The organism is Paenibacillus tundrae (assembly GCF_036884255.1).
In the GTDB taxonomy this organism is placed as follows: domain Bacteria; phylum Bacillota; class Bacilli; order Paenibacillales; family Paenibacillaceae; genus Paenibacillus.
Genome location: NZ_CP145605.1, coordinates 5,839,929 through 5,853,879 on the forward strand (window position 1 = coordinate 5,839,929; position 13,951 = coordinate 5,853,879).

At 41.4% G+C, this 13,951-nt stretch carries 7 protein-coding genes; all 7 read right to left on the bottom strand.

Features of this window, described 5'->3' with window-relative positions:
• Positions 1-119: 119 nt before the first annotated feature.
• The 7 genes from V6W81_RS26250 to V6W81_RS26280 all read right to left on the bottom strand — a co-directional run bounded on the left by V6W81_RS26250 (position 120) and on the right by V6W81_RS26280 (position 13,950).
• Complete coding sequence (locus tag V6W81_RS26250; protein ID WP_056693790.1) at positions 120-395, bottom strand: alpha/beta-type small acid-soluble spore protein; 276 nt, start codon at positions 393-395, stop codon at positions 120-122.
• Between the two features lie 148 nt (positions 396-543).
• Positions 544-1,137, bottom strand: a complete 594-nt coding sequence (locus tag V6W81_RS26255) for a hypothetical protein (protein WP_338540829.1) — start codon at positions 1,135-1,137, stop codon at positions 544-546.
• Between the two features lie 155 nt (positions 1,138-1,292).
• A complete protein-coding gene (locus V6W81_RS26260) occupies positions 1,293-3,935 on the bottom strand; it encodes a hypothetical protein (protein WP_338540830.1) in 2,643 nt (880 codons plus the stop codon).
• 105 nt (positions 3,936-4,040) lie between these two features.
• Positions 4,041-5,282 carry a hypothetical protein gene (locus V6W81_RS26265; protein WP_338540831.1) on the bottom strand — a complete coding sequence of 414 codons (1,242 nt, stop codon included), beginning with the start codon at positions 5,280-5,282 and terminating at the stop codon, positions 4,041-4,043.
• Positions 5,283-5,411: 129 nt separating this feature from the next.
• On the bottom strand, positions 5,412-8,936 hold the full coding sequence (locus V6W81_RS26270) for an Ig-like domain-containing protein (protein ID WP_338540832.1): 3,525 nt from the start codon (positions 8,934-8,936) through the stop codon (positions 5,412-5,414).
• 516 nt (positions 8,937-9,452) lie between these two features.
• Entirely contained in the window at positions 9,453-9,794 is a 342-nt protein-coding gene (locus V6W81_RS26275) for a hypothetical protein (protein ID WP_128103774.1), read from the bottom strand.
• Positions 9,795-9,996: 202 nt separating this feature from the next.
• Positions 9,997-13,950, bottom strand: coding sequence for an S-layer homology domain-containing protein (locus tag V6W81_RS26280; RefSeq protein WP_338540833.1), 3,954 nt, complete (start codon positions 13,948-13,950; stop codon positions 9,997-9,999).
• Position 13,951 lies beyond the last annotated feature (1 nt).

A 13,951-nucleotide genomic window follows, 5' to 3' on the forward strand; every position in this document is an offset into this window, starting at 1 on the left:
TCAGGTAATTGCCCCAATAAAAAATCAACCTTCTCCTACCATGGAAAAGGTTGCATACCTCAACTGCCATCTTATCGTATTTGTCAAGTAGTGTCAAACCACTCAATATGAAAGAATATCTATAATAAGTGCTGCTCTGCCTGGCGAATCAGCCTTTTGGTGATCTCTCCACCGACCGATCCATTCTCACGTGATGTCAGATGTCCCCAGCCTTTGTATTGACCATAAGAGTGATTGATCTCGCCCAGCTCAGAACCAAATTCAGTATCTGCACCAGCAAGACTACCTTTACCGCCATACCCCACATTCAGACCAAACTCCGCTGCAATCTCATACTTCATCTGATCCAGCATTTGCCGACTTTCCGGTACCACTTTGCGGTTGCTTCTAGCCATCGTTCCTGCACCTCCGGTTATTGGTTGTTTACAGGTTTAGATTGATCCAGAAGCAGGCTGGCTAGCCGTATAAATGTTTGTTAGAACTGGTTAATCTGCGCAATCCATTATACATAATCGTGAATAATTTCTATTACTTATGCACACTCTATTTCAGAGTATATCCGCCGCGTACCATTACAGTCAGACTGTATTTGTTACCGTCAAGAACTGCAATACCGCGACCATCCTTCGGAAAAGAAAGAAGATGATTAGTCGGTGCCTCTTGACCACTCGTCAGGTCTACCCCGTCCGTCAGATCGGCTACACCATTGGTACCCTCACTGACGATCACAGCTTTACCGCTACGCACAATGAACTCCGCGCCAGTTGCACCGATAAGCTGTTGACCCGGCTTCACCATCACAATCTCCAGCGATTCAGAAGCACCGGACACTAATGGAGGAAGTGTCGATTCTCCACCTGTGCTACCTGGTGTAGTAGAACCTGTACCCGTCCCACCTGTATTGCCTGAACCAGCGTTGCTGTTATCACCACTACTTGTATTTCCACCTGTCGGAATTTTACCACCCAAGGCTTGTTGAATCTGCTGATCTACATAACTTTTGGTCACCACTGGATCATCTGCTGTTCCCGGCTGACTTGTCCCTGCACCAATTGCCGTATTGCTGTATACCGACCCAACCCACACGCCAACACCAATCGCTAGCGCAGCCAGGGATACTTTCATATAAGGTTTCATCTGTCTATGTTCCTCCTCTGGTAATCTATCTAATATTTACTATAGAGAAAAAAGCGCGATGCGACAAGCAAAACCTCGTCTCCGTTACACTAGAGACGAGGTTTGGGATGCCTGCTTGGTATGCAAAACTAGTATATTATTGCTTATTCATTACTTTAGTTATTGTTACGAGATGAGTTCGACCCTTCTTCCGGGATCTCAGGGAATTCAGGTTCTTCTTTTGGAAGTTTGGACACATCATAGCTGTATCCTTGTTCTGCAAGACGAAGGCGTTGACCCTCGAACACATCGTACAATGCCACGCGGTATGATCCACCACGGATTTTGTCAAACACGGTATCGTCGATGCTCCAGTTCAGCGTCTGATTAATGCCTACTTTCAGATCCGTTCCTGGCGTAAGTTCTTTATCAAATACTTTACCAGATCCGTCTGTCAGGGATAGGATTAATTTGTGGTTATATTCTCCACTATCTACAGCTTCATCCTGTGTAAGAGAGTAGATCATCTCGATCTGTACCGACGTTCCACCTGTGAGATATGCTCTAATGTTGCCACCAGAGAATTTGTACGGATACAGGTCAATGTCGTTCAGTGAAGTCAGCACTGGCAATGTTCTTGGCTGTACCTCGAAGGACATCGCATTCACATAAGCTGTAGCTTCTCCTTCACCTGTCACAAACTTGTTGTCCGCAATTCCTTCACCTACGATTAGACGCATATCAGATGACGTAACACCTCTCGGTACTTTCGCCCAGAAGGTTACAACGCTCTTCTGACCCGGTCCTGGTGCACGATCTGCTTGTTTAGCCGTTGCTTTGTAATACTGACCATCAGCTGTCTTGTAGTAACCCACCAACTTACCAAGACCACCCTGACGAAGAGACTTGTTCGTCATTTCGAATTCAGTATATACGATGTTGGATGAAGTACCTGGATAGATATACGTTCTACGTACACCAAGCTCGGTTTCTTTCTCGCCTGTACCTTGGGTAAAGGTCTTGCCTTCACCGACATAAGAGAGTGGCTGGATTAAACCAGACGTGCTAAGGGTAATCCAATCGTTTGTTTCCTGCTCACTTACTTTCTCCAGCAAGGTTACCTCCAGACGACTCATGTTGAGTTCAGACGGAATCTTGGTTATGAGATATGCCTCAGTAACCATGCCCGAACCAAGCAGCTTACCACCTTGGGCACGAATTAACTTCGTATCGCCATCAATACGTGCGGAATCAATGGTGAACATCGCTTCTAACTCAGGCAATTGAACCGTCTTGTTCGAAGCATTACGAATGGTGACTTTCGCAGCAATGATATCACCATCTGTCCATGGCAGACGCTGCAAGGAACCAACAGATACACCGAACGTTCCTTTACCGTTCTTAATGACTGTCTCTGTTGTTAAGCCATCTCCAGTAATTACTGAATCAGGAATCGTATATATGCCCACAGGATAAGAGAACTCCAGTCCATTAGAGCTTGTATCGCCTTCCTTGCTCTCATCTTTGGTCGTTGGCGTCATGACATAGAATTTGATCTTGCTTGTATCCCCATCCCCTTGAATGGTAGAGATCAGCTTAATCGTCTTCGTTGCACCCGGCTTCAGCTTCAGATCATCCAGTGCCTTCGTCTCGATCGGATAAGCTACGCCATCCTCTGTACGAATCTCTAAACCGTATTTGGGAATCTTCACTTCCTTCTTACCTTGGTTCTTAATGACCCATTGCATCGTCAGATCATATTCTTCATCTTCTACACGCGTCCGAGCAGATTCCAGCAGTGTAGATACCGGTTGTCCATCAATGGAGATGATGTTGGGTTGATTCGCTTCCGTATTCACGTTCGTTTGACTTGCTTCTGGCAATTGAAGTGCAGCTACAGGCAGCGCGGTCTTCTCTTCACCTTGTTCTTCAACAAGCAACAATTCGGATCTCTCCAGTTTAACTGCCGTTGGTAAGGAAGCAAGTAAACTCAACGTTTTGTTCGCTTGTGCCTGAATGCTGACGCTTGCACTATCTTTGTCCAGCGTTAAGGGATAGTTCGTACCACCTGGTGTACGCAAAATCCACTTAATATTCGGATTATCCAAAAGCTTGTAGCTGATGTTATTGAGGTTTACGCCGACTTTGACGTATTGCTTCTTATCTTCACCTGGATACACCTTAATCCCAGATACCTTCACCTTTACCGCTGAATCACTTAGGCGAACGGTCTTTGTCTTGCCAACTGGCGTTGTGATGCTATACGAATCAGGTACATTGAACTTCCCTAAAGTGCTTTCGTAATTCGGTTTACTGAAATCCCATTTGACGATGAGGAAATTCAGGTCACTTAACTTCACTTCACGTCCAACCTTCATCACATACGTGAGTTCTACTGTAGAGCCAGGTGAAACTGTCTTCTTCTCTTGATCCTTAGCAATTAGCTTCGGAGAGAAGCTTGTCCCACCTTTAGTTTTCACTTTGCTCCAGTAATCAAGCATCATCATCGGTTTACTATCATTATTCTTGTACGATAACGTATATGTCACCGTATTTCCATCATCTTGAGCTAATATATTCACATCGGTTAGATGCACTGTACTACGAGCAGTAACTTTCACCGCGGGCACGTTAGCCAGTGTATGTACGACTTTTTTGGTAGCAGGCGTCTGATCCTTCTGAGTTGTATTACTATTTGCACTATTCGTCGCAGGTTTCCCCGAATCTCCCGACGTACTTGCCGCCGATACGATCCCCCCACTGGAACTGATGAACAACATACTTGATAACAAAGTCATCATGACCTTTTTATGATCCACTTCCAAACCTCCCATAAGTTGCTTGTTGCTTTATAGTATAAACGTTTAGGAAGGCAAGAAAGTTACGATGTTGTTGGTTTTTGCAGTGAGAATATGGTAGGTACTCTAATCTACTATTAATTGATCATTTTTAGTTGTCGTGTAAAACTCTGACTGTATTGCTGGTATTCCATTAGAACGGATAAAAAGTGCATCTCTCACTTGTACAGCATATTCATCTGTGTAGTCTACTAGGAAAGTTACGATAATCTTGTTCCCTTCAACTCTCGTTGTGTACTCTACCATTGGGATCAAAGTTGGAGTGTTTATCAGTCCTAATTGCTTGATCACTAGATCATGTGCGTACAGTGCTTCGTCGGTACTATCTAGTGGTTGTTTAAATGGAATTTCGATTTCCTTATTCGATTGCGTAATTCTGGTTCCACTTTCAAGACTGACTTTTGGAGATTCTATAGTAACTGGAGTGTTACTCGTTGTGATATAAACCTCGGATGGTGACGCTAGATTACCATTAGAACGAATAAAGTGTGGATCTTTCACTTGTACTGAGAATACATCTGTGTAATTGACCAAGAAAGTTACAATAATCTTGTTTCCTTCAACTCTCGTTGTGTAATCCATCATGGGAATTAAAGTTGGCGTATTTGTCAGTCCTAATTGCTTAATCACTAGATCGTGTGCGTACAATGCTTCGTTGGTACTATCCAATGGTTGTGTAAATGGAATTTCGATTTCCTTATTTATTTGTGGAATTACCGTTCCACTTTCAAGACTAACTTTAGGAGAATCCACATTAACTGGGGCATTTTTTGTTGTAATGTAAACGTCGGATGGGGTTGCAAGATTTCCATTGGAACGAATAAAGTACGGATCCTTTACTTGTACTGAGTACTCATCTGTGTAATCGACTAAGAAAGTTATGATAATCTGATTGCCTTCGACCCTCGTTGTGTATTCCATCACTGGAATCAAAGTTGGCGTGTTTGCCAGTCCTAATTGCTTGATCACTAGATCATGTGAGTACAGTGCTTCGTCGGTACTATCCAGTGGTTGTGTAAAAGGAATTTCGATCTGTTTATTCTTTTGGGAAATTACAGCTCCACTCTCAAGATTTACTTTAGGGATTCTCTCATCATAAAAATTTTGCTTGGTTTCATTAGAAGAGACTTCTTGTAAGTTAAAAGAAGGTTTTACTTTTGCAGAATCCTTGAGAGTTATATCCCCGTAATCAATATTCTCTAATTTAGCTTTAATTTTCTCAGAACTTTCTCCTGCGGTAATACTACCGCTTGAACTTATAAACAACATACTTGACAACAAAAATATCATGACTTTTTTATGATCCACTTTCAACCCTCCCGTAATTCACTTATTCATTTATAGATTAAACGCTGGAAAAGCGAGAAAGTTACAATTTCGTTGATTTTAGACACAAAAAAACCAGAGAACAAAGTTCTCTGGTTTTAAAGAGTATGATTATTTAGAAATAACAACTTTCACGTTGTTTGTGAGTCCAGTACCAAACTCAACTGTTGCTTCAAACATTTTACCTACTGCATCGTCATTAGCATTAAGTTGAACTTCGATAGCTTTACCTGCAGCTACGACTGTACCAGTATAATCAACGCCACCAATTTTCACTTTATTATTGTTAGCAAGACCAGTTACAGCTTCATTCAAGTTGATTGTTACTTTGCCAGCATCCGCATCTAAACCACCAGTAAATGTAAGTGTATCATTAACAACAGTCGCAGTTGTAGCAACTACTGCTGAAGCATTGAAACCATCAACATAGATGTTAACAAATCTTGTCAATTGATCAACTGTAGTAGTGTCAGGAACAGTAATTACTCCTGTAGTAGCATCAAAATCCAACTGTGTAGCAGTATTGTCAACAACGATATCTACTTCTGTTGTGTTCAGGTCAGATCCTTCTTCTTCTGCTGTCAAAGTAACTTGACCAACTGTACCTGTAGCAATTGCTTTTTTAGCTACAACAGCATTACTAACAGTAGTGGATACTGCTTTAATAGCTGAAGTGTTTCCGGAAACTGGAGCAACATTGTATGTGCTAGATTTTTCAGCAGCAATGTTGTTATTTACAGAAACCAGGTACTCCGCTTTATCACGAACTGCTACGTTCACAGGAGCGTTGTCAAATTCTGGATCCAAAGTGATTTGAACGATTCTTGGATTACCATCAGCATCATTCACAACAGCAGCTGTATACTTACTAGCTGGGATTTTTGGAGTGTTCTCAGCGGAAAGATCATTGATAATAAAGTCATTTTCCAGTTGATCAACACCAAGTTCTTTAACATCAGTAGAGAATGTGATGTTGAAAGTACGAGCAGCAGTACGAGCTGTGCTTACACCAGTAATTCTAGGTGCAACTGTATTGTTTGCAGGCATTACTGCATTTACAGACAAATTCAGTTTTCCATTTGAATAAGTCTCAATTGAGTTGTTTGCGAACAATGTAATGTCAGCACCAGTCAAGTTATCAGCAGATTTCAAAGTTACTTTATTCTCATCTACTGTAACAGAAGTAGGATACTTACCATTGATCAAGAAATCACTAGCATTTGCATTAGCAACTACTTGGTTAAATGTAAGTTCAAATGTTTTAGCATCTTTTTGTACGGAGCTAATCCATTTCAGTTGGTTAGTAGCAGCATCATCCAATTCAGTGTTGTGCAATGCTACAACTTGACCAGTTTTAGATTTCAAACCTGTTGCCCATACTGCGGAAACTGATGCATTTTTACCAAATACAACTCTTGTTCCGTCGATGAACTCAGGGAATTGAAGTACTACTGATTTACCACCGTTAACTGCATTTACAGTAACTTCATTTGGCAAAGAGATATTTTGTGCAGTGCCACCGTCTTTAGTAAAGGTAATGTAGTAGTTACCTTTTACATTAAGAGTGGACAGATCCATTTCTCTTCCAAAGTTCAGTGTAAGTTTATGGTTGGCTTGGTTATAATCCGTTGATGTAATCGAAGGATTTCTAGTATCATTCGCTACAAATGTACCATTGTACTCAACCAGAGTATTTCTCAATGCAGTAGTATCTTGCACATCTGCTACTTTCAAGCTATAAGTTCCAGTAGTCAGCGGGTTTTTGAAGAAAGTAACATGGAAAATTTTGTTAGAAGAATCAGCTGCTACTACAGTGTTTACAGGGATTACATCATCGCCTTTTTTCACTGTGAAGTATTTTTTATCAGCTGCGTCTACAGCTTTGTCAAAACGCACAGTCAAAGTGTTCGCACGATCTCCGAATGTAGTTTCAACTACTTGTGGGCGAACCAAGTCAACGCTAGCGTTGATTTTGTGTTCTTTCACAGCATTTGCATTACCAGAATAGTCTTTCACTTCTACAAACAAAGTGGACTCGTATCCTGGAAGGCGGTTGTCGGAATTAAATACTACTTCAAAGACATTAGATGAAAGTTGTGTTACTGTACCTGTTTTGTTAGAAGAACCTGATTTCCAGTAGAAACTGTTGTTAGTTACAGAAGCTGGATCGATTTCTTCATCGAAAGTAACAGTTACTTTCTCCAATGTAGCAGAGATTTCAGTCACTTTAGGACCCTCAGTGTCCACAGCTACTGTGAAGTCAGTTGTTGCAGCCAAAGATTTCAAACCTGCGAAGTCTTCAACCAAAGAAGTTGTCAGTTTGTGAGCTCCTTCAGAGATTGTTCCTGTGTAGTCACGCAGGATTACTTCACGTTGGTTAGCACCCAAAGTTACAGAACCAACAAATGCTTTGTCATCCAATTGGAAGTTACTGCTTGTTGGAGCAACGATTGGCTCGGAGAAAGTTACTTTAATAACTTTAGTTCCAAGAGCTTTAACTTCAGTTACTGTAGGCAAAGTGTTGTCAGCAGATGTGAAGGAAACTTCACCTTGTGGCAATACTGTACCAGTAGAAGATTTAACGTTCTTAACAGCTACTTTGTAAGTAGTACCTTGCGTGAATTTGCTGGATTCGTTCAACAACAGGCGAGCTGTTTTGCCATCTTCCAACAAAGTGATGGATTTGATTCCTTTGGAATTGCTATCCACAGTGTAGTTGTTTTTGTCAGTTGCAGTAGCTTTATCTACTTTACCGTCAAATTCAACGTTTACTTCTTTCAAGTTAACAGAAGAAGCGGATTGTACTTTAGTAGCAGCTTCTACTTTCCAGTTAACTGTATGTTTGAAATCACGATCGTTATACTTGAAGGAAACTTCAGTATCAGTGTTAGCTACAAGAGCTTTATCCAAAGTTACTTTAACTGTTTGGCCGTCGCTCATTGTGAACGTTACAACTTTACCAGCTTCAGATACTTCGTAAGAAGATACTTTCAGGTTTTGAGCTTCGTCAATTACGTAAGCAGCGCCTACGAGCAATTCACGGGAAGCGTTACCTGTGAAGTTAGCGTTAGCATCCAAGAATCCAGCGTTGATTGCTGCTTGAACGTAACCTTTAGCCCATGCTGGAGCACTGTTGTTAGTTTCAGCAGGGATTTCAAGATCAAGTGCACGAGTAAGGATTGTAGCCATCTCGGACACAGTCACTTTGCCGTTGAAGTCGAAGATTTTCTTCTCAACGTTTTTACCTTCCATGATACCTGCAGCAGTTACTGCTTCAATGTAAGGTACAGCCCAGTTCTTAGCTGTGTAGTTTTGGTCAGTGTAAGACAATTGACCAGTGATTTCTTTCAGGCCAAGCAATTTAGTGATGACTTTAGCGAACTCAGCGCGAGTCATGTCTTTTTCAAGACCTGCTGTACCATCTGGATAACCATTGAAGATACCTTTTGCTTTCAATGCATCAAACTTTTGTTGTGGTGAAACTGCAGTATCACCGAATGCTACAGATGCAAACATCGAGAATGCCATTGCTGTAGACAAAGCGACGGATAAAATTTTCTTCATAACCTTTTTTTCTCCTCCTTGGGTGTTCATAACATTGGAATTTTCTTTAATAGGGTTGCTCTTATTTCTCATATATTGTTGCACCCCCTTTCCAGAGTTCTGAGCAAGTTAATATAAATGATGTCTGTGAGCTTATCACAGAAACTTGTAAACTAGTTCGTAAAGCAGAATCATACGAAAATAGAGTAGTTTCCTAATCCTACCTACGTATTATACAATGGGTCTTGCGAGTCGTAAAGCAATTTTTTCTAATAAATAGACAAGATTCTTCACAAGGTCATTCTTGGTAAGTTCCCCAATGTTTTTGACTCTACATCTTAAACGCAGTAGATTCTGAAAAGTTGCGGATTCCACAAAAAAAGTTTTGAATTTATTTATGTACTGTTACTGTGCGGGTCTTCTAGGAATTCAAAACCTCCGCAAACCATTGATACAACAGCTTTTCCAGCCATTAGGATTTGTTTCCACTTGAATGCCAACGTTTAAATATACCCTCCGTTTTTATCCTTGAACCGACAATTTTCTCGAATTTAAAAATAAAAAAAGCACCCTCGAAAGGATGCTTTTGCGTATTCTTGGCTATATTGGTTAGCGAATTTTCATCGCAAGTTCAATAATTTGGGCACGCATTTGTGGATCACTATTCAATCTCAGATACATATCGTCGATCGGAAGTCTGTTCTCACGGTATGTTTTCTCATGCTTCATTGTTGTATGAGACCATTCAATTAGTTCATTCTCAGCCAAGACCAAATTATTGTATGCATCATGGAATCCAGTAGACTGTACAAGTCCTTCCATGACTTCCTGAGAGATCTCTTGTGTCTTACGTGTATCTTCCAACTTTTTCTCCAGAATGACTGCCTGCTTCTCGAACTGTGTCTTTGCCTTCATGTAGCCCAACTGAGCTTTTGAATAAATCGGTTTCATTAGCTAACTTCACCCTCTAGATCATTGTGTATTTACCGTTATTGTATCTTAAACTCTAGCAAATTACAAAATTAGTTATTGGTAAAAATTCAGTTTCTTCTATTATAAAAGTGTTCTTTACAGAATGATGAACAGTCAGGAAAGGACCTGCCCTTAGTGTAAGGGACAGGTCCTTCCTAAATGCATCAATATCTTTGTTAGATTAACTCAAGTTTTTAGGGAATACTTTCGTACTCTTCTTCAGCAATTCCACAGCAATTTTACCAGCTTCTGCACGAGTCAAGTTCCCTTTCGGGTTAAATGCCTTCTGAGGCTTAGCTTGACCTGCAACAGTAACATCCGATCCTTCCATAATCTTAGCTTTGGATACCGCTTGAATTGCTGGAAGTGCATATTTCTCCATGCTGCCTGAGTCAACAAATGCTTTGGCTACGGCTGCCTCAAGTTTGGCATCGTTCGTTGCCAGCTTCAGTTGCAATGCACGGGCAATCATAACAGCTGCCTGTTCACGTGTAAGCGGACGATCCGCCCCAGCGACACCGTTGCTCAGTCCTGTCAGTATCCCTGCTCTGGCTGCAGTTTCAATGCTATCATAATCCCATGTTGTAGAGCTTGTACCCGGTCTCAGATCGGTAAACGTGTTGTTATCGTCTGAGTTGATCGGCAGATTAAGTCCTTTGACGAGCAACGTCGCGAACTCACCACGAGATGTACGATCATCTGTACCAAATTGCTCAAAGCGCAGGTTATTCATGAAGCCTTTGGAGTATAGACCATTCAATACATTTCTTGCCCAGTTGTGGTTAACAATGTCATTATAGCTACGTTTCAGCTTCATGACTTTGTAGTATCCAAACTCATCAAATGGAACTTTAATGGTGTGCGCTTTGGTATCTACCTCACCACCGATATTTTGCCATTCACGTTTGGAATTGTAACGGAATACGGTAATTGTTGATCCCGCTTCATCTACAACATTCGGATCATAGGAAAGCGTAAGTGTTCCACGTTGTGAGGGCTTCACTTTACGTTCCGACGGAATGTTCGGATCACCGAACAACATTTCACTACCGTATGGCGGCAGACCATTCGTAGGCATTTTGTAATCCTGTGTTCCTCGGTCACCACTCTCACCTAATCCTCCACTAATCCAATACACTTCAGAGATCGGACTGAAGTTAGAGGAAGAAGCAGTAGAACCAAATCTAGTGTAATACTCATCTTGAATCTGCCATGTTGGCAGTCCACTTTCTTCCCCTGTATTGATAAAGCCAATAACGTTACCGTAATCGTTACGACGCTCAACAACACCGCGTACAGGATCAGCTATACCGAATAACAGTTTCGTATCTGGATAATATTTCGCGATACCTTTCGTATCTGTACTCTGCATGACTGTGCCTTTTGGAAAGTTCAGTTGCAGCTGTTTGTTGAACACTGTGTACTTCGTAGCTACTTTCGGTGCCATGAATTGTGAATCTACGCCAACCGTACCTGTGTAGAACACATTAATTGTATCTGTCATATTCGCGCCAGGGCGTTCAATTGTGATTTTGATTGCTGTAGATTTGTCTTGCTTCAACCCCACAAAATCAAACATAAAGCGATCTGGGCCAATGTCTGTACGACGCACCGCAGGTTCTTTACCAATTAAAACTTGTGTTGCACCTTCAGCTTCAATATCAATATGCACAAAGTTTTTGTTAACTACGATTTGATCCCCTGAAGTTGGTTGTGGTGACAACAGACGGTATCCTGTTGACTCTCTCACAATCTCTAATTTTTGGGACGTTTTTGCCCCTGTTTTGTTGATTAACTCCAGTGTATAGATATACGTCCCTGGTGTTTCTAACGGAAGATCCCGTAGACGTACTACGAATTCATCCTGTGAACCTACGCGATCCACAACGTAAGGCGGGTTCTTCGTGAAGTCTGCTGAGAAATCTGGTGTCTCCCATGTTACAGTTTGACTTTGATTATTTTGAGGTACTTTGAGTGTAAAGATTGTTTTTGTACCCATATTCAAATTAATTCGTTCTGCACCAGCACCCCGAATAGCAATATCAAACGTCTTCTGGCTTGTTGTATAAACGTTGTCCTTGAACGTAAATTCCGGTGCTAGGTTGAAGAGATTTTTGATAATCGTATCATCCGAATTGTAGTTTGTAGGAAGATCTTGTCTACCCCTAACCAATGCTGGTTGGAAATTCTTCACTGTAGATACGTTATTATCGTTAATGTAGAAACGTACTTCTTTCTTAATTTCACTTGTCTGGTTGGCTCCATCCGTCCCCGTTGCTGTAAGCACAAGTCGGTTCTCACCAAAGAACAATGGTCCCTTCTCACCATCAATATCAAGTTCGAAGCTGAATGTTCCTGTTGTTTTATCAAACGTCAAACCATTGGAAGCAGCAGAATCAGCATAAGTGTAATATTTCGTTCCGTTGGCAAACACATCAAACACCAAATAGTTACTATTCAATGTATTCCCGAATCCAACCAACTGTCCTGACACTTTGAACGGCTCAAGTTCATTCGAATTCACATCATAGGTTTCGCCATCATTCAAGTTCTCGATATAGATGTAATTCTTCGACGCAAACGAGATCGTTGCATCTTTATAGGACTTAGATGTAACACCGTTTATTTCGTAGTTAAACCTTACGGATTGTGTACCATTTTTGAATCCCTTAATTTTATAAATATATTTCGGGTTTGCAGTACTTCCTGTAGGTACAGGTACAGTTCTAACATATTCGATTTCAATATCACTTGTGCCCAAAGGCAAGTATTTAGCCACAATTTTGTTAGTTGCACTATGTGCGACTGTAGCTGTTGTTTCTACTGCGATATAAAACTCATCTGTCTCTACAGAAGCACCATTCAGTGGCTGACCTGTAGGGATCGTTGTTCCACCATCATAGCCTTTGAGATATTGCAGAGCAGTAATCGCTACTTGGCCAGGTTGATATAGAAACTCAATTGTTTTGGCGATTCTCTTCGTTCCATACTGAATGGAAAGGAGATGCTCTTGTTCTTCCACTGGATTATTGGGAGTATCCTCTCCTAATGCCAGTGGATCAATCATGAACTCTGCCAAGTAGTACGCAGGTGTATTGGTACCTGTACTAGGAATATAAATTTCAGAACCCGTTGAAGATAGATTTACTGTCGCTGGTGTTGTAGTAACGTTTTCCACAATCGGTCTAATTGTTACAGCGGCCGTTTCAAGGAACGATTTCCGATCCTCTTCAGGGATGAGCACTTTTACTTTAATTTGTGCGCTGTCCTTATCTCCTGTATAGGATGGACGTGGTCCGAGCAAGCTTTGAGTCGAACTTCCACCAATAAGGCTAAGCTCTACAATCGGATTGTCTACATCATAATACAGAAGTGAATACGTGAATGTACGTGTATCTAACCCATTCAGAACAACCAATTTAATCTGGTTATCCCCTGGGCTCAATTGCATCTGTGGTGTGAAGAATGAACCATCGTCCATCAAAGACGTCGGCAAAGCTTCACCATTGTTAATGGAAACTGTTACTTTAGAAGCGTTCATTGCTTGTCCTTGAATGGTTACCGCTTTGGCATTTACAACCACTTTGGAGCCATCGTTCAAGTTCAAGTTAGAAGATCCACCCATAATCTGCACATCTTGAATGTAAGGCACTTGGTCAAACAAAATAAAGAAGGTTTCTGAACGTTCACTTGGTCCTTGAGAACCTGTAAATGTAACCTTATTCATCCCTGGGAAAAGGGTCAATGTTGCGTTAAAACGATTGTCTGGACTTTCCGGATCAGCCGTAATGAAGCCTGGAGCTACACGTGTTGTGCTCTCCACCCATTTACCGCCATCCAGATTCAATTGTTGTACGTTAACTGCGAGAGTTGATCCCGATACATTGACAAATGTACCTGATACCGCCTCTTCTTTATTCGTTACTCGATATGCTCTCTCACGAGTCAACTTATTAACATTATTGTCTGCTGCATCTAACAGCAAACCTACTGTATCCTTAAGGGTCGTGTTATCTGGAGTAAAATAACTCGTCTGTCCTGCCGCCGATGCGACGGGTGCTAAACCTGCTGGTATTAGTGATACAACCAGTGCCACCATCATCAGCCAAATCATCGGCTTCTTCATACGCTGCATT

Bases quoted from the DNA above. Each gene is read 5' to 3' on its own strand.
- V6W81_RS26280 (WP_338540833.1), bottom strand. From the start codon at position 13,950: ATGCAGCGTATGAAGAAGCCGATGATTTGGCTGATGATGGTGGCACTG.
- V6W81_RS26275 (WP_128103774.1), bottom strand. From the start codon at position 9,794: ATGAAACCGATTTATTCAAAAGCTCAGTTGGGCTACATGAAGGCAAAG.
- V6W81_RS26250 (WP_056693790.1), bottom strand. From the start codon at position 395: ATGGCTAGAAGCAACCGCAAAGTGGTACCGGAAAGTCGGCAAATGCTG.
- V6W81_RS26270 (WP_338540832.1), bottom strand. From the start codon at position 8,936: ATGAGAAATAAGAGCAACCCTATTAAAGAAAATTCCAATGTTATGAAC.
- V6W81_RS26255 (WP_338540829.1), bottom strand. From the start codon at position 1,137: ATGAAACCTTATATGAAAGTATCCCTGGCTGCGCTAGCGATTGGTGTT.